Raw genomic sequence first — 20,449 nt, 5'->3', positions numbered from 1 at the left:
GTCCCTCCCCTCATTTCAGCTGGTAGCGCGACACCCACGTACGGTATCCGTCGGCAAAGGCACGCAGACGGATGAGTCCCCGCTCCTCCGGGCTCTCCTGTGCGATCATGCGATACGCGCCCTCATAGCCGTCGTCAAGCGGCTGCCAGCCGCCCGACGGGGACCAGTACCGCCCCGTGATGATGCGCTCCGTTCCCTGCGGCAAATTGACCGCACGCTTGTCAAATTTGATCTCAAGCACCTTGTCGTCCGCGCCGCGCGTCTCTGTCCACGCCCAGAAGATGAGATTGTCGCCCGTGCGGCGCATCGTTGAGGTGTCCGCCGTCACCTGCGTTTTGATGCCGGAGGCACTCTCGTCCGACCAGAGGAGGATCCAGCGGTCATCCGCACGCAGACGATCCATCTCGCCCTGACGGAAGACCATGTCAACGATGGCGGCATAGAACTCCTCGTCAAACTGCTGGGAGTTCATCTCCTTCTCCGTTCCCATGTCCTTCGACCAGAGAACCATCCCCTCTGCATCGTAGAACGTTTCACCGATGTACTGGAGGAGGCGGCTCTGCGGCACGACACGCACCTGCGCGACGGAGTATGCCAGCTGCGCAGGGTTCGTAATCACATGACCGATCTTGTAGTTGCGTATGGTCTCCGCCGCTCCCTCATAGCTGAATGAGGTCTTGATCTCCGCCGTGATCTCCGTCGCCAGCGCCTCCGTTGTCCCGGAAGGCATGACACTCTTGCTCACGTGCACGGAGGCGGGTGCGTAGAATTTCGAGTATTTATCATTGGAGCTCAGCCAGACCCACGCACGTCCATCGTCAGCAAAGGCGACAGAGCAGACGGTGAGTGACAGCAAAAAGGTCAGCAGCAGCCCTGCCGTGCGGCGCATCATAGTTCTCATCTCATACGCTCCTCTCTTAGTCAAACGCGACATGCTCCCGCGCACGTCCGCCCGTGAAGCGGATCTGCTGCACATAGCCAAAGGAGCGCGCGTATTGTACTGCCTCCTCGTTGTAGCGCGCACAGTCCTCAGGCTTGTGTGCGTCCGAGGTCGTGATGATTGGCAGATCGTATTCCTTCGCCATGCGCATGAAATCCGGATAGGGAGAAAACTCCTCCACGGGGTAACGGTAGTACGTCCCTGTATTGAGGTCAACGATCATATCCGCCTCTTTCATCGCCCGTGCGACGCGCTCAAGATACGGTGTGACATCGAAGTCGGGGAAATGTCTGTAAAGCCGGATGTTGAACGGGTGCCCAAGCGCATCGTAGAGTCCCGATGCCGCGAGTTTCTCCACTTCCTCCGTATACCACTCGTAGATGTCTGTCAAGGGATGGTTGTCCCACTCCGCTTTGATCGCGCCCGTGTCATACGCCCAGCCGCGCAGAAAATGCACCGAGCCAATCACATAGTCAAAGGGATAGGCACGCAGGAGCTTCCCCACCGCCGCCTGATCCTGAAAATTGCAGACCTCAATGCCTGCAAGCACCTTGTGCTTTTTCCGCAGCTTTTCAATGAATGAAAAATACTCATCCAACGTGTACTTGAACTTGTTCGACTTCAGCCATTTCTTCTGAAACGCCCCGACAAAGCTGTCGTCGAGGATCAGGTCGTCGTAGTAGAGCTGCTCGAACTCCGGAAACGTATGCGAATGCTCGGAGAACCCGATCTCATGAACGCCGCGCGCCGCCGCCGCACGGAAGAATCCCTCCGCATAGTCCTCATCGTAGGAGCCGTACTCCAAGTGTATATGATAGTCAAATCGCATCGCGCACCTCAGTCAAATTCGCCCGCGAGAATCCGTTCGCAGACCGCCATCACACCATGTTCCCCGTTGCTCGGCGCACGATAGCGCGCACGCTCCTGCACGGCAGGAATGGCGTTCGCCATCGCAAAGCTGTATGTAACCGCATCCATCAGTTCAAGATCGTTGCCGTAGTCGCCGAACGCAGCACACTCGTCGGGCGTCAGCCCAAGATGCTCCTGCACGCGCGCAGCGGCAACGCCCTTGCTCACGCCCTGCGCATAGACATCGACCCACAGTGCACTCGACAGTGTGACCTGCATCCGATCCGCATACTGCTCCATCACGGGGAGGATCGTTGTATCCGCATGGCCGGACGGATCAAAGAACGCCATCTTGATCGGTACATCGTCGACGGCGGCAAAGTCCTCCGTCACCATGGATTTCGACACATACTTTTCAAGTTCTGCGCGAAACGCCGGTACATCGTCCGCCCTGTGGATATATCCCTGTTTCTTTCCGCAGTATACGGAATACACCCCCGTCAGCGCCTCTCCTGTCTGCATCACACGCAGGCCGAGCACAGGATCTACGGGCGCTGCAAACAGCTCCCTGCCGCCCTCCATCACCAGCGTCCCGTTCTCTGCGAGGAAGATCATCTCATCCTTCCATGCGTCGAACGTCTTGCGCAGAGAGGCGTACTGCCGCCCCGATGCGGGCGCAAAGCGGATGCCGTGCGCCCTCAGACGTGCATACATCTGCCCGAACTCTGCGGGCAGATGCCCGCGATCATCCAGCAGGGTTCCGTCCATATCCGAAAAAATCAGCCGTATCATTGCATCCCTTTCTCCCTGTATACAATGCCCCCATTATAACAAAGAACAATTTTCCACGCAATTAAAAAAGATATGCTATAATAAGGAAAACAGTGAGGGGGCATCGTATGCTTACGGAACGAATCAACGCGCACCTGCGTGACCTCAGCGATGCAGATCGGTGCATCTGGCGCTGGATCGACAGCAACCGCACGGCGGCAAGCCGTGTCTCCATCCATGAGCTTGCGCGTGCATGCGCCGTTTCAAGCGCGTCCGTCGTGCGCTTTGCACAGAAGCTGGGCTTTGACGGCTTCGGCGAGATGAAGGCGGTCATGCGCATGGAAAGCACGTCGCAGCCCATTCCCGCAAAGGATATAAGGAGCTCGCTCGGCAGCTTCTACGATCAGACATGGCGCGAGCTGATGCGGCGTGACTACACGCGTGCAAGCCGCCTCATCCACGAGGCACATCGCATCTTTGCATACGCCTCCGGCTATGTACAGACAAATGTCATGCAGGAGCTGAAGCGCCTCTTCGTCTACGATAACATCTTCATCTACGAGATCGCAGGCCGCGAGGAATTCTACTCCGTCTATCAAGCGGCGGGTCCCGACGACCTCTTCATCTTCGTCTCCCTCTCAGGCGAAAGCGAGCGCGTCGTGGAGTTCGCCGACCGGCTCAGCCTCAAGGGTGTCCCCATCCTCTCCATCACGGAGATGCGGCACAACACGCTCGCCTCCCGCTCAAGCGAAAACCTCTATGTCACGCCCGCCGCGTTCGATTTGCCCGAGAACGAGCAGCGGCTGCAGTTCAAATCCATGCTCGCCTACTTCCTGCTGCTGGAAATATGGTACGTACATTATCGGCTTTATGTGCAGGAGTTGAGCGTGTGAAACAAATTTCACCCCATGTACCACGGTACAGTCTCCGTACATCTCTCCCGAATGCCGCGAAGCTATTGCGTTCGCGGCTTTTTTACGCTATCTTATAGACAACGGATTTCATATTAGTTTCAGTTTCATTCTCGGGAAGCACGGGCTTCCCTGCCGCAGGGGTTTGGTTTTTGGGATAAGGAGGAACGCACATGGCACTCAGCAAGGATGTCATCATGCAGAACATGCAGCGGTTTGGCGGCGCGATGTATACGCCCGTCATTCTGTTTGCATTCTTCGGACTTACGGTGGCGGTGTCCATCGTCTGCAAGAACGAGGGGCTGCTCGGCAGCATCGCCGCACAGGGCACACTCTGGTACGATTTCTGGTTCGTCGTCGAACAGGGTGCGTGGACGGTGTTTGCGCAGATGCCCATTCTCTTCGCCATCGCCGTGCCGATCGGCTTTGCAAAAAAGGAACCCGCGCGCTGTGCGATGGAATCCTTCGTCATCTACATGCTCTTCAACTACTTCATCTCCGCATTTCTCACGCTCCACGGCAGCGCGTTCGGTGTGGACTACAGCCAAGCGGCGGGTCCCGGCACAGGCCTTGCGATGATCGCGAACGTCAAGACGCTCGACATGGGCATGCTCGGCGCGATCTTCATCGCCTGCTGCACGGCATTCCTGCACAATCACTTCTATGACACGAACATCCCCGACTGGCTCGGCATCTTCAAGGGACCTGCATTCGTCGTGGCGATTGGCTTCGTCGTCATGATCCCAATGGCTCTTCTCTTCTGCATCGTCTGGCCGGCGGTACAGCACGCCATCGAGCAGTTCCAGTTCTTCCTCAAGACCAGCGGCATCCTCGGTGTCTGGGCATACACGTTCTCGGAAAAAATGCTCCTTCCCGCAGGTCTGCATCACTTCATCTATCTCCCGTTCATCTTTGGTCCTGCGGTCGTCGACGGCGGCATTCAGGCATATTGGCTCGGACATATCAATGACTTCATGGTGAGCGGACAGTCGCTCCGTGAGCTCTTCCCCGAGGGCGGCTTTGCCCTCCATGGCAGCGGCAAGGTCTTCGGTCTGCCGGGCGCTGCACTCGCGATCTATATGTGTGCAAAGCCCGAGAAGCGCAAGAAGACAGCGGCGCTCCTCATCCCCGCAACGATCACGGCGGTACTCTGCGGCATCACCGAGCCAATCGAGTTCACCTTCCTCTTCGTTGCACCGCTTCTCTATCTCCTGCACGCCGTCCTCTCGGCGACGCTTTCCGCAACGCTCTACGCAATCGGGCTCTCGGGCAACTTCGGCGGCGGTCTGATCGACTGCTTCGTGCAGAACTGGATTCCCCTCTTCTCGTATCACTATGCAACATACCTCATGCAGATCGCCGTTGGTCTGTGCTTCACCGCGATCTACTTCTTTGTCTTCCGCTGGGTCATCCTGCTCAAGGACTACAAGACGCCCGGACGCACGGACGACGGCGTAGAGGACAAGCTCTTTACCAAGGCGGACTACAAGGCAAAACAGGCGGGTGCATCGGGTGCTGCGGCAGCCGCTCCCGGCATGAAGCTCGATGAGCGCGATGTCAAGGCACGTGCCTTCCTCGACGGTCTCGGCGGTGCGGCAAACATCAAGGATGTGACGAACTGCGCAACGCGTCTGCGCGTCACGGTCAACGATCCCGAACTCGTCGCTCCGACGGGCGCATTCACCGAGGCGGGCGCACACGGGCTTGTACGCAACGGTCACGCATTCCAGGTCATCGTCGGTCTCTCCGTCCCGCAGATCCGCGAGCGCTTCGAGGCGCTCATGGCAGCACCGGCCTCCGATGTGGACGAGGTCGCTGTCGGCACGGAGAAATCCTTCGCCATTACGGCTGCTGCAACGGGTCATATCATCGACATGAGTGAGGTCAAGGACGAGATGTTCTCGCAGAAGATGATGGGCGACGGCGTTGCGGTCGAGCCGACGGATGGCGTTGTGGTCGCACCGGCGGATGCCGAGATCACAATGGTTATGGAGGACAGCCGCCACGCAGTCGGTCTCCGTATGGACAACGGCGCGGAACTCCTCATCCACATCGGCGTGGATACGGTGAAACTTGAGGGCAAGGGCTTTGAACTGCTCGTCAAGATGGGCGACCGCGTCAAGGCGGGAGCGCCGCTCGTGAAGTTCGACCGCGACGTGATCCATGCGGCGGGCTATCAGGACACCGTCATCATGGCAGTCACGAACTCCGGCGAATATCCGCTCATGAAGAAGGTGACGGGCATGGATGCCAAGGCGGGCGAAACACCCGTGCTGACGTTCTAAGAAAGGAACAAGCATGAAAGCAACAAAATGGTGGCAGAACACCGCCGTCTACCAGATTTATCCAAAGAGCTTCAACGATACGACGGGAAGCGGCACGGGCGATCTGCGCGGCATCACCGAGAAGCTCGACTATCTGAAGGATCTCGGCGCGGGTGCACTCTGGCTCACCCCCGTCTACCCTTCGCCGATGGTCGACAACGGCTACGACATCAGCGACTATACGGGCATCAATCCCCAGTTCGGCACACTCGCCGACATGGAGGAGCTGATCGCGGAGGCAAAACGCCGTGACATCCGCATCGTCATGGATCTCGTCTACAACCACAGCTCCGATCAGCATCCGTGGTTTATCGAGTCGAAGGCGAGCCGCAATAACCCAAAGAGTGACTGGTATATCTGGCGCGACGCAAAGCCGGACGGCAGCGCACCGACGAACTGGCGTGGCATCTTCGGAGGCTCCGCGTGGACGTACTGCGCGGAACGCGATCAGTACTACCTCCACACCTTTGCCGAGGCACAGCCCGACCTCAACTGGGAGAATCCGGAGGTGCGCGCAGCCCTCTTTGCGGCGGCAAACTTCTGGCTCGACAAGGGCGTCGGCGGCTTCCGCATCGACGCGATCACCTACATCAAGAAACCCGCCGTCTTCGAAGACGGCACGCCCGATGCGGCAGACGGCATGGTAAGCGTCCACGATATGACGGCGAACACGCCCGGCATCCTCGATTTCCTCCACGAGTTCCGCAGGGAGGTCTTTGACGGGCACGACATCTTCACCGTCGGCGAGGCGAACGGTGTCTCGGTCGCAGAACTCCCCGACTGGGTCGGTGAGAACGGCGTATTCTCGATGCTGTTCGAGTTCGCGCACGTCCTCGTCCCCTACGAGGGCGGCGAATGCTGGTCGAAGATGGTTCCGTGGCCGCTCACAAAGCTCAAGGGCGCACTCTCGGCAAGTCAGGCGAGCGTTGCCAAGGAGGGCTGGTACCCGATCTACTTCGAGAACCATGACCGCGCACGCTCCGTCAACTACTTCTTCCCACACAGCGGGGATACGCGCCTTGCGGCAAAGGCACTTGCCACTGTCCTCATGACCCTGCGCGGCACGCCCTTCATCTACGAGGGCGAGGAGCTCGGTATGACAAACGTCAAGTGGGATACGATTGAGGCATACGACGACATCTCCTCCCACGGTCAGTACGAGCTTGCGCTGAAGGAAGGATTCAGCCCCGCCGAGGCGCTGTCCTTTGTCCACTTCAACAGCCGTGACAACGCACGTACGCCGATGCAGTGGGATGCGTCGGAAAACGCAGGCTTTACGACGGGTACACCGTGGCTGCCTGCAAACGAGAACTACCACACAATCAATGCGGCGGCAGAGGGAAAGGATGCGGATTCCGTCCTCTCCTACTACAAGCAGCTCATCCGTCTGCGCAAGACGAATCCCGTACTGCTCAACGGGGTCTATGCGGAACTGCTTGCCGAAAACGAGCAGATCTACGCATTCTCTCGTACGGAGGGCACGCGCCGCATCGTGACGGCGGTCAACTTCTCTGCGGAGGAGTCACAGCTGCCCGCAGGATTCCTAAAGGGCGTGCGTCTCATCGGCAGCTATGCAGATGCGCCGCGCACGGCGCTCCGCCCGCTTGAGGCGGTTGTCTATGAGGAGGAAGTAAAATGAAGGTAGCGGCAAGCGACTACGATGGCACGCTCCTCCGGGGCGGCAAGATCGATGCGGAGACGAAGGAGGGCATCGCCCGCTGGCGTGCCGCAGGGCACAAGTTCGGCGTGATCTCGGGACGCGACTATGGGATGCTTGTCCCGCAGCTTGAGGAATACGGCGTAGAGTTCGACTACACCGTCTGCAACAACGGTGGCATCATACGAGGTGCGGATGCAGCCGTCCGATTTCAGGCAGAGATTGATCCTCGCGCGCTCACGGCGATTGCGTCGGAGCCATCTGCACAGAAATCCTTCCATTTCGCCTTCTCGGCAGCAGATGTGACCTACCTCTGCCACCACTCCGAAGGCTCGTGGATCGAGCGCGAGGCAAAGGACTGGGATTTCCCCATCATCTACATCAAGGAGAGCGAGATCGGAGGACTGACGGGGATTCAGCAGTTCTCGCTCGGCTTCCCTGAGCCTGCGCTCTCGGATGAATGTGCGGCGGTGCTGAACGCGAAGCTCGGCGATCTGATTCACGCGTTCCCAAATGCGTGCAGCCTTGACATTACGCCCACCGGGATCAGCAAAGATCAGGGTATCAAGAAGCTCCTCTCCGTCATGGGCTGGGAGGGTGCAGAGGTGTTCGCCATCGGCGATGAGACGAACGACCTGCCGATGCTGAAAGCGTGGAACGGGTACTCGCTCACCACGGCACGCCCCGAGATACAGGCACAGGCAAAGCAGGTGTTCCCGAGCGTCGGCGCGATGCTCGATCACTTCCGCTAAGGATAAGTGTATTTAGATAGTGGCGCCCCTTCCACCGCTTACGCGGTCCCCCTCCCCCGTTTCGAACGGGGGAGGCTGGGGCGAACCAATAGGGGCGTCCCCACAATTTTTCTTGGGAGGAGTTACCATGGGATTTGATCGTGAAAAATTTGACGAGATAAAAGCCGCCTTCACCATAGACGACAATGCACTCCGCAAGATCGCCGATGATTTCCGCGCTGATATGTGTGCGGGACTCGCCGGCAAAAAGGGCGCAACGCTCCGTATGCTCCGCTCCTATGCAGGGCTTCCGAGCGGCAAGGAGCACGGATCCTTCCTCGCGCTCGACTTCGGCGGCACGAATGTCCGCGCCCAGCGCATCCTCCTCAAGGGCAGCGGCGAATACGAGGTGCTGAGCAGGGTCGCAAAGCCGCTCACCCTCCCTGGTGTCTATGACTACGTGAGTGCGGATGCGACGGCGGAGGAGATGTTTGACTTCCTCGCCTCCATCATCGACGAGGCAATCGACGGGAATCGAGAAACGAAATATCTCCTCGGACATACCTTCTCCTTCCCCTCACAGCAGACCAACCTCAACAATGCGAAGCTCATCGTCTGGACGAAGGAGTTCGCTACGCAGGGAGTTGAGGGCAAGGTCGTCAACGACCTGCTCAAGGAGGCGCTCGTACGGCGCGGCATGACAAACGTCACACCCGTCGCTGTCATCAACGATACGGTCGCGGTACTGCTTGCAGCGGCATACAAGCACGAGCACACCTACATCGGATCGATTTACGCCACAGGGCAGAACACCTGCTACTATGAGGAGTTCGCGGACGGCAGTGAGCCGCCGACCGTCATCAACATGGAGTCGGGCGGCTTTGGGAATCTGCCCTTCTCCAAATACGATGATATCTTGGATCGTGAATCCGAGCAGCCCGGCGCACAGCGTCTGGAAAAGATGGTGTCGGGACGCTACCTCGGGACACTCTACGGTGCAGCGCTTGCCGATCTCCTCGGTGCGGACGGAATCTATCCCTTTACGAGCATCGAGCTCTCCGAGATCATCACCGATGCCCACCTCGACCGCCATGCGGCAGGTGCGGTCATCGAAGCAAAGACGGGCATGACCTTCACTGCAGCCGAGCGTACCCTGCTGCAGGAACTTGCAACCGCCGTCATCATCCGCTCTGCGCGCATCGTCGCGGCAACGTACGTCGCCATCATCCAGCACCGTATGGGTGAGAACGGGCTTGAGAACCAGTTCGTCGCCGTCGACGGCTCCGTCTACGAGAAAGTCCCGCTCGTCGCACATCACCTGCGTGGTGCGCTCGACACCCTCCTCCTGGACGAGGCAGTCAACGTCAAGATCATCCTCGAAAATGCCGGCTCCGCCCTCGGTGCGGCACTCGCGGCAGCAATGACGACGAGAAAATAAAGATACATACGAAACCGCCCCGCAAGGTTCAACCCTGCGGGGCGGTTGTATTCGTTTATCTGTACTATTGTTTTCTCTGCTCAAGCAGATCAAAGACTTCGTCCACGTCCATCTCGAACATCTGACTGTCTGCATGAATTGGCGGAAAATAATAGGTGACCTGCTCCGCACCAAATTCCCGTTCCAGCTTCTGCCAATCGTCTGCTGAAAGGACCGCAAACGCAAGCGTATCACTGCCGAGCGACCCCATATACCAACGAATTTCGTATGTAGGCGCGAGGTATTCCTGCGCCGCCTTGAGGGTCGTGTCCCTGTCCGCAGCATCCGTCGCGTAGGGGATGACGTGTGCCTCTCCATCCTTTTTCAACAGGATATCAAAGCCGCGCTCCGTCTCAGAGTCCACACATTCGTAGTCGATCTGTGCCTCCTCCGGAAGAACATCATTCAAATAGGACAGAACACTCTCATCCTCGTCGCCCCAATCCACCCAAATCAACGTATCGCTCGCGTCAAATTCTTCCTGTCTCTCGGCTGGGGAGACAAGAAAAGATCGTACCTGTTGAAACAGGTCTTCCATATCTAACCCCTCCTCTGGTATTTTCTTACCATTTTTCGTCCGAACAAGGAGGCAACCCGGACACATAGCAAGGGCTATTTGGGGGATTCTAGGGTACAGCACGAAAAAAAACATATCAAAATAGCGATGCTGAAATTATCAGTACTTCCCTAGTATTTCAGTTTCCAAACAGCTCGCTGTGTGTACCTGTTCTCGCCAAGGTCAACACAAGCACATTGTGCTCAATCCGATAGACAAGCAGCCAATCCGGCTGAATATGACACTCACGATAACCACGCCATCGACCAAGCAGAGCATGATCTTTGTTTTTGCTCGGCAGTGATTCTCCGCGTGAGAGTGTACGGATGATTTCATCAATCAATGCAAGATCAAGATGACGTTTCATCGCCAATTTATAATCCTTCTTGAACTGACTTGTCCAGACAATCTCCAAGGCTTTCATGCTTTCAGTGCCCGCAGGGCTTCTTCCACATCGGAATAACGCTTGACAGACGGATCGCTCAAGATATGCTCCGCTTCCATCAGCGCAGCAACGGTCTCCTGATTCGGTGTGTCCACGCAAACCTCAAATGGAAAACCGCCGACACGAATGGACTGCCGCAAAAACACGTTGATCGCCGTCGTCAGATCAATGCCAAGTTCGCCATACAGAGCCTCACTCTGCTCTTTCACATCACGATCCACACAGACGTTTACATCCATGACAGCAGCCATATCGACACACCCTTTCTGTTTGAGCGGATTTCGCATCACACGAGTTTATAATACTTCAGCTGCCGATACAGGCTGTAGATCGCCGCCGGAAAGCCGAGGACGATACCCGTAATGGTGCAGACGCGCCCCGTACCGAGGAAGTTGTCAGCGCATTTGCCGAGGAAGATGAAAATGCCGAGGAAGACGAGGAAGTAGATGCCGACGCCTGAAAGAAGCCCAAAGGCACGCAGTGCCTCCGCCATGCCCGACGGAGGTGGTGTTTTCTTCTCCTCCATGACGACCTTCCCCCACACATCACAAGTGCGATCTACGCGCTCTGGAACGGCTCCGGCGGTGTCTGCATACGTCCCGCGTGATAGAGGATCGCCTCGATGATGCGGCGACTAGCCTCACCATCGCCGTACGGGTTCACCGCCTCTGCCATGTGCGTATATGCAGTCGGCTCGGTAAGGAGGCGCATGGTCTCCTCGTAGACACGCTGCTCATCCGTGCCGATGAGTCGCACCGTTCCTGCGGCAACCGCCTCGGGACGCTCCGTCGTATCGCGCAGGACGAGGACGGGCTTGCCGAGCGAGGGCGCCTCCTCCTGAATGCCGCCCGAGTCCGTGAGCACGATGTCAACACGCGCCATGAGGTTTGCAAACGGCTCATAGTCGAGCGGGTCGATGAGGTGGACGCGTTCGAGTCCGCCCAGTTCCTCTCGTACAATCTCACGCACCTTCGGATTGCGGTGCACGGGGAAGATGACCTCCACGTCGTCCAGCTCCTCAATGATGCTGCGAATCGCGCGATAGACGTGCCGCATCGGCTCACCGAGGTTCTCACGCCGATGCGTGGTGACGAGGAGGACGCGATGATTTGCAAAGTCCACGCCGCCGAGTTCTGCGGGCAGCACATAGTCCGGGCGCACGGTATGATGCAGGGCATCAATGACGGTATTGCCCGTGACAAAGATGCGCTTTTCCGGCACCCCCTCGGCACGAAGGTTCTCGTGCGCCGTCGGCGTCGGTGCAAAGTGCAGGGTTGCAATGCCGCCTGTAAGGCGGCGGTTCATCTCCTCGGGGAACGGCGAGTAGATGTCATGCGTCCGCAGCCCCGCCTCAACATGACCGACAGGAATCTGATGGTAGTATGCGGCGAGAGCACCTGCAAACGTGGTCGTCGTGTCGCCGTGGACAAGCACAAGGTCGGGACGCTCCTTTTGGAAGACCTCGTTGATGCCGTGCATGGCACGTGAGGTGATGTCAAAAAGCGTCTGTCCCGCTGCCATGATGTTGAGGTCATAGTCGGGTACGATGCGGAAAAGGTGCAGCACCTGATCGAGCATCTCGCGGTGCTGTGCCGTGACGAGCGTCCGCGTTTCGATTTCGTCCGTATGACCCATGAGCTGCCTGACGACAGGTGCCATCTTGATCGCCTCGGGTCGTGTGCCGAAAATCGACATGACTTTGATTTTGCCGGCCATTCTGCCTGTGCTCCTCTCTGTGAAGCAAATTTATAACTATTTCTCAAATATTGCGAAATATATCCATTGAGTGAGGCTTATGTGCCCCCTTCATTGCCCCCACGTACGAGGGAATTTCCACGGTTATTTCTGCTGCGGTGCATCCAGCTGGAGGATGCCCAGCTTGCGTGCACCGATAAAGACTGCCGCCGCGACAATCAGAACGATGAGGATCGCCGCCTGCGTGCTGACCGCCGTCAGCGCAAGCGCGCAGAGTCCAAAGAGCGCACTCACAACGTACATGAGCAGCACCGCCTGTTTCTGTGTAAAGCCGTGTGCAAGCAGTCGATGGTGGAGATGCCCTTTATCCGGCTTGAAGATCGGGCGATGGTTGCGCGCACGGCGCACAATCGCAAAGGTCGTGTCGAGAATCGGCAGCCCGAGCGCAAGAATCGGTACGATGAGGGCAATCGTCGCGGCACTCTTGACCGCGCCGACCACGGAGATACCCGCAAGCATGAAGCCGAGGAACATACTGCCCGTATCGCCCATGAAGATGCGTGCCGGATTAAAGTTGTAGTAGAGGAAGCCGACCGCCGCGCCTGCGAGCGCTGCCGTCACCATCGCCACAAAGGGAATCCCCTCCTCCATCGCCACGAGGAATATCGTAACGGCAGCAATCGAGGAAACCCCTGCCGCAAGCCCGTCGAGCCCGTCGATGAGGTTGACCGTATTCGTCAATCCCACAATCCAGAAGATCGTCGCGGGAATCGCGAACAGTTCGAGATAGATAAAGTCACCGAGCGGATCGGTGATAAAATCAATCCGCACGTCAAAGCCAATGACGAGCACGGTTGCGGCAATGATCTGCCCGAGCAGCTTCACCTTTGCCGGCAGGTCGCAGTAGTCGTCGATGATGCCGATGGTGACAATGATCGTACCGCCCACCATCAGCCCGATGAGGCTCGTCATAAATTCGGGGGTAAGATCCACAAAGATGAGCTGCACCAAAATGGATACCATAAATGCGGCGTAGATCCCGATGCCGCCGATGCGCGGAATAGGGCGAGCATGCACCTTGCGTGCATCGGGCTTGTCAAGTGCGCCCGTACGGCGCGCAAAGGCAATGACCGCAGGTGTCAGGATAAGTGCTACACCAAGCGCGATCATAAATGCTAAGACATTATCGGGCATGAATTATTGCTCTCCTTATCAAGAAGTATCCGAAATCATACTTCTATTCATCTTACCGCAGGACATGGTTGCTGTCAATCAAACAATTTGCAGGAATCTCTGCGCAAGGATCACCGCAGCAAAATCGTCCACGGGTACGGGCGGCACGAGCAGCCCGCGCGGCACAAGCCGCCGCCAGCCACGCGGCGGATATGCTTCCCAGTAGGCTGCCTTCGCAGCATCTGTCGTTCGGTACTCATCGACAAGGGTCACAGCCCCCCCCAACGTCTCTACACGTTTCTTTGCTGCCGCACTCGTCGTTCCGTTTCCCATGATAATGGTCGGCGCATGCTTTTCCACCAGCGTACTGACCACATTTTCGAGCTGCGCCGTCGGCACAACTTGCCGAAAGAGGAGTGCCCCCGCAGGGGAGAGAACGGCAACACCGCATTTATCGCGTCCCGGATCAATCGCAAGAACAGGACGGCTCACGTTCCACTCTCGCTTTCCACTTTGAAGGTCAGCCGTAAGGGGCCAAGCGCATCCGTGTCTCCATCCGCATAGGCGGAGATGACGACCGCCTCCGTATGCGCTGCGAGTTCCTGCACAAGGCCGTAGAACTGTGCCCCCTCGATCACGCCGACCGTGCCGCGAATCGGGTCGGGGAGAATCCCCTTCGCCGACGCCGCCGCATTGACCTCGCGCAGGAACGTCATGACCGCCTGCTCCGCCGCATTACTCTGCCCGGCGGGGCTGTAAACACGCGCAATAATCAGTTCCCCGTTATGGTAGATCACGCGGTTTGGATAGAGTTCGATGGAGGCGCGGATCTCATCGCCGCGCACGAGATTACCCGCTGCAACGATGCGCACGATCATATCCACGGAGCTTGCTTCAATCGCACGCACCGCAGCGTCATACTCGGGACCGTAGATCCATATATCCTGATCCGTGTGATTTTCCCCGAGACGCGCCGAAATATTGCGCGTGCCAAGCTGTGCCAGCCCCGCAAGACCGCGTTCGATCTCGTCATGACTCAGCCCGGTCGGGATCGTTCCGCTCGCAATGATCTCACCCGCCTGATAGATGATATTTCCCTCACGCAGATTGAGGACGTTTTCACGCAATACATTCGCACGAATGCCCAGCGCTTGAATATCCGAGAGAAGTCCTTCATTTTCATGGGAGAGCTGTCCATTGAGAGAGAGAAGTCCTTCGTTTTCATGAGAGAGCTGCCCATTGAGAGAGATCAGCCCCTCCTTTTCCATCATGAGCGCACGATTGCCCGCAGAGAGGCGGTCGGACTCGACGCGCAGATCGTTCTGCTCACCCTCAAGCCGCGCGATCTCCTCCTCCGACTTCTTCAACTCTCCGCCAGCCTTTTCCTGTTCACGCTTCGCACGGTCAAGCTCCCCCGCGGTGAAATCAAGCGCGTTCTGCGTTTCTTCCATCAGCTCATTCAGCCGCTCCATCCCGAAAAGTGCGGTGCGCACATTCTCGGACGCCGCTGCCATGATGCCGAACGTCACCGTGGTGATGCAGATCCCCGTAAAAATTGTCACGACCACAGCGGTATGGCGCGGACGCAGACCAAAGATCGAGAGTTTCTTCTTGCCGATGCGTGTGCCGAGACGGTCACCGATAAAGGCGATGACGCCGCCAACGACCGCAAGGACAAGGATGAGCGTAATACCATACATGGAGCGTCACCCCTTTCTATCCTGCAAGATTCTATTGAGATGCGCGGCGCATAAGAATCACACCCGCGATTACACCGACAATGTTCGGCAGCCATACTGCGGGCAGTGCGGGCAGCACCTCGCCGCGCGCAAATGCGTTGCCCATCGTCATGAGTGCATAGTAAAGAAAGATGATGATGACACTCATCGCAAACCCCGCCGAGGAGGAGTTCCGCGTCGGCTGCAGCCCGAGCGGTACACCGATCAGTGTAAAGATCAGGCTTGCCATTGGGATGGAAACGCGCTGATACAGCTCCGTCTCAAGCTTCGTCGTATTGACATACTGCGTCTGCATCAGCGCAATCTGGTCGCGCAGCTCGCGCATCGTCATCTCTTCCGGTTTCTTTTGCTCGCGAATGATCTGCCGTGGATCCTTCTGTATGGGCAGCACCTGCGTCTCAAAGCGCATGCGGCGCTCGATATGCTCGTCCGCGATCTCGTAGAGATCCCCCTTGTGCATGATCCACTCCGTACCCGTCCACTCTGCATACTCCGCGTTCTCAACGTGGGTCACCTTGCCGTCGGAGCCAAAGAGCTGCAGACTGATGCCCGTCAGACGCTGCTGCTCTGCATCGTAGGAACGCGCATACACAAGGCGCTGGATTTTCCCGTCATCGATCTCCTTGATGATCAGATGCTCCTGCGACTTCATGCCGGAGTTGCCCTCGATCTCGTAGTAGATGACATTGCGGTACGCCGTATTCGCACGCGGTACAACATATTCATTGAAAAGAACTGCGCCTATGCTCACGACGAAGCCGAGGAGAATCGCAGGAGCCGCAATCCGTCCAAAGCCGATGCCGCAGGACTTCATCGCCGTGATCTCACTCGCGGAGGAGAGTCGTCCGAAGGTCAGCAGACTCGCAAGCAGCATGGACATTGGAAACGTCCACATGACCACACCGGGCAGACTGAATACGAAGATCTTGATGATCGACGGCAGCGACGCCCCATAGTCCGTGATGTACTGTGCAATGCGAAAGAGCGTTCCCGAGCCGATAAATACTGCCGAGAACGCGCAGATCGCAAAGAGGAAGGATAGAAAAACCTCCCGCAGGATGTATTTGTCGAGGATTCGGATCTTCAGTCGCATGGAACTCTCCTCTGATTGCTTATCATGGATACCATTGTCTATTTTATCATTTTCACCAGCCCTTGACAAGGATACAAACTTACATGCCTAAGGGCACCATCATAAATGAAAAGTTTAGATTCATAGCGGCAATCCGTATGCTATAATTGAATAGACGGTATAAGACCGGTTCTTTTTTGAGCCTAGAGCCCGTGATACAAACTGGTCTGGCCTCTTATTTGTACCACACTTTGTCCAGAGCAGCCGCTCGAAAGGACGTATAACAAAATGAGTTGTTATAGAGAGGCCACGTCGTACAAATCTAGCATGGAGGTGTCAATCATGGAAGTATTGTACGAACGTTGTTGTGGGATTGATGTACACAAGAGGGTTCTGGTTTGCTGCTTGAAATGCGGCAATAAACAGGAAATCAGGACCTTCGACAGCAACAATGACGAGATTCGTGAACTAACCAAGTGGCTGCAGCAGCGCAAATGTCAGATCATCGCTATGGAAAGTACCGGTTCCTATTGGAAGCCGCTTTACAACATTTTTGAACTATCTGGGCTCGACGCTATCGTTGCGAACGCTCGTGACATCAAAAATGTGCCAGGACGAAAAACCGACATTGGCGATGCTGAATGGATCGCTGATCTACTCAGGCATGGACTAATCAAGGCGAGCTATATCCCGAATCGTGAGCAACGTGAGCTCAGAGAACTCTCTAGATACCGTATCAGTCTTGTACGGGAACGAGCACGTGAACTCAACCGATTGCAGAAAATGCTCGAGGGGGGTAACGTAAAGTTGTCCAATGTCGTCTCCAATATCAATGGACGTAGCGCTCGTAAATTACTCCAATCCATGCTTGAAAGCGATGAACCATTGACTCGAGAATGTGTTGAGGGGATGATTCACGGTAAACTTGTCAGGAAAGTGGATGCGATCCTAAAAGCCATGAACGGATTCCTCACACCGTTGCAAAAGGAGCTCATTCGAAGAGTTGTGGATCATATCGATGATATGAGTCANGCCTTGAGCTGGGCGCGAAGCTGCACGAGCTCCTCGTGCAAGCTCAGGGCACTCTGCGGTGTTTGCGTGCCACACCCAAGATCCAAATATCCAAGACGTTGTGCGCGTGTCCATGTATACATCGTATTCTTGGAAATTCCTAGCTCTTTGGCGGCTTTCGCTTGACCGATTTCCTGCGCCAGCTTGATTGCCTGCACCTTAAATTCGTCATCGTATTGCCTGTTTGCTGCCATTTTGACCTCTCCTTCTCCTCTTTGACCTTATCTAAAATCCTTGCGAAGAAGTTGTCAACTTTATTTATACAACATCAATCATCATTGAGACGGGCCTTGATATGAGTCGTTTTGCCACAGACAAGCATTTCTCTAGTTGGGCGGGGCTTGCCCCCGGAAATAACGAAAGCGCCCAAAAAAGGCGAAGGTGCCGTGTTGTAAAGGGAAACCAAACACTTCGAACGACGCTCGTGCAGTGTGCTAAGGCAGCATCACGCTGCAAGTCTTATTTTCGTGCACAATACCAACGGTTGGTTGTACGCAGAGGTGCCAACAGAGCTACAGTCGCTGTTGCACATAGTATGCTCATTGCGATTTATCATATTCTAAAGAGTGGCAAGACCTTTATTGATCTAGGAGAAGATTTTTACACGCAGTTCAACCGCGATAAGAAGATTACTCACCATCTCAAACAATTAACAAAACTTGGTTGGCTTCCTCATGCCGCAGAGGATGTTGCTATTGCATAATTTTTTTCATTCAAGATAGCTATGGGGGACTTTTGCGCTTTTTTATTCTTGTATAAACTTTTCATAACAAAAAGGAGCCCCGCACGGGGCTCCCAAATGTATCTGATTCGTACGATTAGCCGAGGATGACGAGTGCGTCGCGCACCTTGACGGACTGTCCGGCGGAAACGTTGATCGCCTTGACCGTGCCATTGGCAGGAGCAGCAATTTCGTTCTGCATCTTCATTGCCTCGAGGATGAGGAGCGTGTCACCCGCCTTGACTGCCTGACCGACCGAGACCTTGACCTCGATGATCTTGCCCGGCATCGGAGCGTCCACGGACTGCTCGCCTGCGCCCGCCGCCTTTGCCGGTGCCGCAGATGCTGCGGGAGCAGCCGGTGCCGGCGCAGCAGCCGGAGCCGGTGCAGGAGCAGCAGCGCGCGGTGCGGGAGCGGCAGCGCCGGCTGCGCGTACCTCCTCGACCTCAACTTCGTAAGCAGTGCCGTTGACGGTGATGTTGAACTTCTTCATGTGTTATTCCTCCAACATTTATAGTCCTTAAGAATAGGATTCCTGCGGGTGCAGGATGACCTCAAAGATTGCTGCGGTTGGCAAGTGTCCAGACCTCTGCGGGCTTGATGCGCACAGCGACGACCTTGCTTCCCATTGCCGACTGTACGGCAGCTGTGATGGCGGCGACGATCTCCGGCGCCACAGATTTTGTAGCCATATCGTACTTCTCCTTAGAGCGGAATGTTCCCGTGCTTCTTCGCAGGATTGTCCTCACGCTTGCTTGCGAGCGCGTTGAGCGCGGTGATGATGTAGGGACGCGTCTCGCTCGGCGTGATGACCATGTCGATGTAGCCGCGCTCTGCCGCCTTGTACGGGGTCGCAAACTCCTCGATGTACTCCGCCGTGCGTGCATCCTTGTCCGGATCCTTGCGGAAGATGATATTTGCCGCGCCCGCAGGTCCCATGACGGCGATCTCGGAGGTCGGCCACGCCATAACCTGATCCGCACCAAGCTCGCGGTTGCACATTGCAATGTAGGAACCACCGTACGCCTTGCGCGTGATGACCGTGACCTTTGGCACCGTCGCCTCGCTGTAGGCATAGAGCATCTTCGCGCCGTGGCGGATGATGCCGCTGTACTCCTGATCGACCCCCGGCAGGAAGCCCGGTACGTCGACGAGGTTGACGAGCGGAATGTTGAACGCATCGCAGAAGCGGATGAAGCGCGCCGACTTGTTGGACGCATCGACATCAAGGCAGCCCGCCATGACGTTCGGCTCGTTCGCAATGATGCCGACCGTGCGGCCGTCAAAGCGTGCGAAGCAGCATATAATGTTCGTCGCGAAATGCTGGTGTACTTCGTAGAACTCGCCGTTGTCGACGAGCGCACGGATAACGTCCTTCATGTCGTACGGTGCATTCGGATTGTCGGGGATGAGCGTATTGAGGCTCTCGTCCTGACGATTCGGGTCATCACCCGTCTCGACGCGCGGGGTCTCCTCCATGTTGTTGCTCGGGAGGAAGGAGAGCAGATAGCGAATCTGGTCAATGCAGTCCTGATCGTTCTCTGCCGCAAAATGTGCAACACCGGAGCGGCTGTTGTGGGTCATTGCCCCGCCAAGTGCCTCCGCCGTGACCTCCTCCGCCGTGACGGATTTGATAACGGCAGGTCCCGTGATGAACATCTGGCTCGTATTCTTCACCATGAAGATGAAGTCCGTAAGAGCGGGGCTATAGACCGCGCCGCCCGCGCAGGGTCCCATGATAACGGAGATCTGCGGGATCACGCCCGATGCCTTCGTGTTGCGGTAGAAGATGCCGCCGTAGCCCGAGAGTGCGTCGACCGCTTCCTGAATGCGCGCGCCGCCTGAATCGTTGATGCCGATGCAGGGTGCGCCCATCTTCATGGCGAGATCCATGACCTTCCAGATCTTGTGTGCGTGCTTTTCGCCGAGCGAGCCGCCCTCGACCGTGAAGTCCTGTGCGAATGCGTAGACGAGGCGGCCGTTCACCGTGCCGTAGCCTGTCACGACACCCTCGCCCGGCAGTTCCTTCTTGTCCTGCCCGAAGTTGGTGCAGCGATGGCGGACAAACATATCCAGCTCGACAAAGCTGTCCTCATCGAAGAGCAGAAGCAAGCGCTCACGCGCGGTGAGCTTTCCCTTGCTGTGCTGTTTCTCGATGCTCTTGGCACCACCGCCCTGCATGAGATGCTCTTTTTTTTCAAGCATCAGCTCGATTTTTTCCTGGACTGTGGACATCATATCCCTCCTGTATATCTTCCCGCAAAGCACCGGAATGAAGCACTCTGCGGGGAATATGCGTCATTTACGGTGGCTGACC

At 56.7% G+C, this 20,449-nt stretch carries 22 protein-coding genes and 1 pseudogene; 7 read left to right on the top strand and 16 right to left on the bottom strand.

What is annotated here, in order from left to right; genetic code table 11:
* Window positions 1–10 precede the first annotated feature (10 nt).
* From C8273_RS03525 to C8273_RS03515, 3 genes are read right to left on the bottom strand one after another with little or no spacing between them, the layout of a single operon-like run.
* Window positions 11–901 (bottom strand): hypothetical protein, encoded by an 891-nt coding sequence (locus C8273_RS03525; protein ID WP_106626429.1) that lies wholly within the window; start codon window positions 899–901, stop codon window positions 11–13.
* 16 nt (window positions 902–917) lie between these two features.
* Entirely contained in the window at window positions 918–1,769 is an 852-nt protein-coding gene (locus C8273_RS03520) for a histidinol-phosphatase (RefSeq protein WP_106626428.1), read from the bottom strand.
* Between the two features lie 8 nt (window positions 1,770–1,777).
* Complete coding sequence (locus C8273_RS03515; protein ID WP_106626427.1) at window positions 1,778–2,581, bottom strand: Cof-type HAD-IIB family hydrolase; 804 nt, start codon at window positions 2,579–2,581, stop codon at window positions 1,778–1,780.
* Between the two features lie 107 nt (window positions 2,582–2,688).
* On the opposite strand from C8273_RS03515, the gene C8273_RS03510 reads away from it, so the two are divergent.
* From C8273_RS03510 to C8273_RS03490, 5 genes are all read left to right on the top strand, one after another.
* Window positions 2,689–3,453, top strand: a complete 765-nt coding sequence (locus C8273_RS03510; protein WP_106626426.1) for a MurR/RpiR family transcriptional regulator — start codon at window positions 2,689–2,691, stop codon at window positions 3,451–3,453.
* Window positions 3,454–3,644: 191 nt separating this feature from the next.
* A complete protein-coding gene (locus tag C8273_RS03505) occupies window positions 3,645–5,756 on the top strand; it encodes an alpha-glucoside-specific PTS transporter subunit IIBC (protein WP_106626425.1) in 2,112 nt (703 codons plus the stop codon).
* Between the two features lie 13 nt (window positions 5,757–5,769).
* Window positions 5,770–7,434, top strand: a complete 1,665-nt coding sequence (locus C8273_RS03500; RefSeq protein WP_106626424.1) for a glycoside hydrolase family 13 protein — start codon at window positions 5,770–5,772, stop codon at window positions 7,432–7,434.
* On the top strand, window positions 7,431–8,204 hold the full coding sequence (locus C8273_RS03495) for an HAD-IIB family hydrolase (RefSeq protein ID WP_106626423.1): 774 nt from the start codon (window positions 7,431–7,433) through the stop codon (window positions 8,202–8,204). The genes C8273_RS03500 and C8273_RS03495 overlap by 4 nt, the downstream gene beginning before the upstream one ends.
* 127 nt (window positions 8,205–8,331) lie before the next feature.
* Window positions 8,332–9,621, top strand: coding sequence for a hexokinase family protein (locus tag C8273_RS03490; protein WP_106626422.1), 1,290 nt, complete (start codon window positions 8,332–8,334; stop codon window positions 9,619–9,621).
* Window positions 9,622–9,685: 64 nt separating this feature from the next.
* Here C8273_RS03490 and C8273_RS03485 read toward each other — a convergent pair whose 3' ends face one another.
* From C8273_RS03485 to C8273_RS03440, 9 genes are all read right to left on the bottom strand, one after another.
* Window positions 9,686–10,198: a glutathione reductase gene (locus C8273_RS03485; RefSeq protein WP_106626421.1), complete on the bottom strand. Its 513-nt coding sequence runs from the start codon at window positions 10,196–10,198 to the stop codon at window positions 9,686–9,688.
* Between the two features lie 157 nt (window positions 10,199–10,355).
* Window positions 10,356–10,640, bottom strand: coding sequence for a type II toxin-antitoxin system YafQ family toxin (locus C8273_RS03475; protein WP_106626420.1), 285 nt, complete (start codon window positions 10,638–10,640; stop codon window positions 10,356–10,358).
* Window positions 10,637–10,912, bottom strand: coding sequence for a type II toxin-antitoxin system RelB/DinJ family antitoxin (locus C8273_RS03470; RefSeq protein WP_106626419.1), 276 nt, complete (start codon window positions 10,910–10,912; stop codon window positions 10,637–10,639). Before C8273_RS03470 ends, C8273_RS03475 begins: the two co-directional genes overlap by 4 nt.
* Before the next feature lie 35 nt (window positions 10,913–10,947).
* A complete protein-coding gene (locus C8273_RS03465; RefSeq protein WP_106626418.1) occupies window positions 10,948–11,187 on the bottom strand; it encodes an AtpZ/AtpI family protein in 240 nt (79 codons plus the stop codon).
* 32 nt (window positions 11,188–11,219) lie between these two features.
* Entirely contained in the window at window positions 11,220–12,377 is a 1,158-nt protein-coding gene (gene wecB, locus C8273_RS03460) for a non-hydrolyzing UDP-N-acetylglucosamine 2-epimerase (protein WP_106626417.1), read from the bottom strand.
* A gap of 123 nt (window positions 12,378–12,500) precedes the next feature.
* Entirely contained in the window at window positions 12,501–13,550 is a 1,050-nt protein-coding gene (locus tag C8273_RS03455; protein WP_106626416.1) for a glycosyltransferase family 4 protein, read from the bottom strand.
* Window positions 13,551–13,628: 78 nt separating this feature from the next.
* Window positions 13,629–14,021, bottom strand: coding sequence for a RuvC family protein (locus tag C8273_RS03450; RefSeq protein WP_106626415.1), 393 nt, complete (start codon window positions 14,019–14,021; stop codon window positions 13,629–13,631).
* Entirely contained in the window at window positions 14,018–15,229 is a 1,212-nt protein-coding gene (locus C8273_RS03445) for a DUF3084 domain-containing protein (RefSeq protein ID WP_106626414.1), read from the bottom strand. Before C8273_RS03445 ends, C8273_RS03450 begins: the two co-directional genes overlap by 4 nt.
* Before the next feature lie 31 nt (window positions 15,230–15,260).
* Window positions 15,261–16,361 carry an LptF/LptG family permease gene (locus C8273_RS03440; protein WP_106626413.1) on the bottom strand — a complete coding sequence of 367 codons (1,101 nt, stop codon included), beginning with the start codon at window positions 16,359–16,361 and terminating at the stop codon, window positions 15,261–15,263.
* A 267-nt stretch (window positions 16,362–16,628) separates the two neighbouring features.
* Between C8273_RS03440 and C8273_RS03435 the strand changes: the two are divergent.
* Window positions 16,629–17,312 (top strand): annotated as a pseudogene (locus C8273_RS03435) (IS110 family RNA-guided transposase); the annotation flags it as partial.
* A 56-nt stretch (window positions 17,313–17,368) separates the two neighbouring features.
* Here C8273_RS03435 and C8273_RS03430 read toward each other — a convergent pair.
* A complete protein-coding gene (locus tag C8273_RS03430) occupies window positions 17,369–17,605 on the bottom strand; it encodes a transposase (protein WP_106626412.1) in 237 nt (78 codons plus the stop codon).
* Between the two features lie 62 nt (window positions 17,606–17,667).
* Here C8273_RS03430 and C8273_RS03425 point away from each other — a divergent pair, with 62 nt between their 5' ends.
* The gene (locus C8273_RS03425) at window positions 17,668–18,114 is read left to right on the top strand and encodes a transposase (protein ID WP_267895795.1); all 447 of its coding nucleotides are present in this window, start codon (window positions 17,668–17,670) and stop codon (window positions 18,112–18,114) included.
* 115 nt (window positions 18,115–18,229) lie between these two features.
* On the opposite strand, the gene C8273_RS03420 is transcribed toward C8273_RS03425, so the two are convergent.
* From C8273_RS03420 to mmdA, 3 genes are all read right to left on the bottom strand, one after another.
* Complete coding sequence (locus tag C8273_RS03420) at window positions 18,230–18,625, bottom strand: biotin/lipoyl-containing protein (protein WP_106626410.1); 396 nt, start codon at window positions 18,623–18,625, stop codon at window positions 18,230–18,232.
* Between the two features lie 61 nt (window positions 18,626–18,686).
* A complete protein-coding gene (locus tag C8273_RS12715) occupies window positions 18,687–18,824 on the bottom strand; it encodes a hypothetical protein (protein WP_199820992.1) in 138 nt (45 codons plus the stop codon).
* Window positions 18,825–18,837: 13 nt separating this feature from the next.
* Entirely contained in the window at window positions 18,838–20,367 is a 1,530-nt protein-coding gene (gene mmdA, locus C8273_RS03415; RefSeq protein WP_106626409.1) for a methylmalonyl-CoA decarboxylase subunit alpha, read from the bottom strand.
* Window positions 20,368–20,449: the final 82 nt, after the last annotated feature.

The organism is Candidatus Centipeda massiliensis (assembly GCF_900290285.1).
GTDB lineage: Bacteria > Bacillota > Negativicutes > Selenomonadales > Selenomonadaceae > Centipeda > Centipeda massiliensis.
The sequence above is the reverse complement of the archived record's forward strand: the minus strand, read 5'-3'. Positions and strand labels throughout refer to the sequence as shown.

Coding starts and splice junctions, on each gene's coding strand:
- C8273_RS03510 (WP_106626426.1), top strand. CDS start 2,689: ATGCTTACGGAACGAATCAACGCGCACCTGCGTGACCTCAGCGATGCA.
- C8273_RS03440 (WP_106626413.1), bottom strand. CDS start 16,361: ATGCGACTGAAGATCCGAATCCTCGACAAATACATCCTGCGGGAGGTT.
- C8273_RS03420 (WP_106626410.1), bottom strand. CDS start 18,625: ATGAAGAAGTTCAACATCACCGTCAACGGCACTGCTTACGAAGTTGAG.
- C8273_RS03515 (WP_106626427.1), bottom strand. CDS start 2,581: ATGATACGGCTGATTTTTTCGGATATGGACGGAACCCTGCTGGATGAT.
- mmdA (WP_106626409.1), bottom strand. CDS start 20,367: ATGTCCACAGTCCAGGAAAAAATCGAGCTGATGCTTGAAAAAAAAGAG.
- C8273_RS03455 (WP_106626416.1), bottom strand. CDS start 13,550: ATGCCCGATAATGTCTTAGCATTTATGATCGCGCTTGGTGTAGCACTT.
- C8273_RS12715 (WP_199820992.1), bottom strand. CDS start 18,824: ATGGCTACAAAATCTGTGGCGCCGGAGATCGTCGCCGCCATCACAGCT.
- wecB (WP_106626417.1), bottom strand. CDS start 12,377: ATGGCCGGCAAAATCAAAGTCATGTCGATTTTCGGCACACGACCCGAG.
- C8273_RS03500 (WP_106626424.1), top strand. CDS start 5,770: ATGAAAGCAACAAAATGGTGGCAGAACACCGCCGTCTACCAGATTTAT.
- C8273_RS03490 (WP_106626422.1), top strand. CDS start 8,332: ATGGGATTTGATCGTGAAAAATTTGACGAGATAAAAGCCGCCTTCACC.
- C8273_RS03505 (WP_106626425.1), top strand. CDS start 3,645: ATGGCACTCAGCAAGGATGTCATCATGCAGAACATGCAGCGGTTTGGC.
- C8273_RS03470 (WP_106626419.1), bottom strand. CDS start 10,912: ATGGCTGCTGTCATGGATGTAAACGTCTGTGTGGATCGTGATGTGAAA.
- C8273_RS03445 (WP_106626414.1), bottom strand. CDS start 15,229: ATGTATGGTATTACGCTCATCCTTGTCCTTGCGGTCGTTGGCGGCGTC.
- C8273_RS03485 (WP_106626421.1), bottom strand. CDS start 10,198: ATGGAAGACCTGTTTCAACAGGTACGATCTTTTCTTGTCTCCCCAGCC.
- C8273_RS03525 (WP_106626429.1), bottom strand. CDS start 901: ATGAGAACTATGATGCGCCGCACGGCAGGGCTGCTGCTGACCTTTTTG.
- C8273_RS03495 (WP_106626423.1), top strand. CDS start 7,431: ATGAAGGTAGCGGCAAGCGACTACGATGGCACGCTCCTCCGGGGCGGC.
- C8273_RS03475 (WP_106626420.1), bottom strand. CDS start 10,640: ATGAAAGCCTTGGAGATTGTCTGGACAAGTCAGTTCAAGAAGGATTAT.
- C8273_RS03520 (WP_106626428.1), bottom strand. CDS start 1,769: ATGCGATTTGACTATCATATACACTTGGAGTACGGCTCCTACGATGAG.
- C8273_RS03465 (WP_106626418.1), bottom strand. CDS start 11,187: ATGGAGGAGAAGAAAACACCACCTCCGTCGGGCATGGCGGAGGCACTG.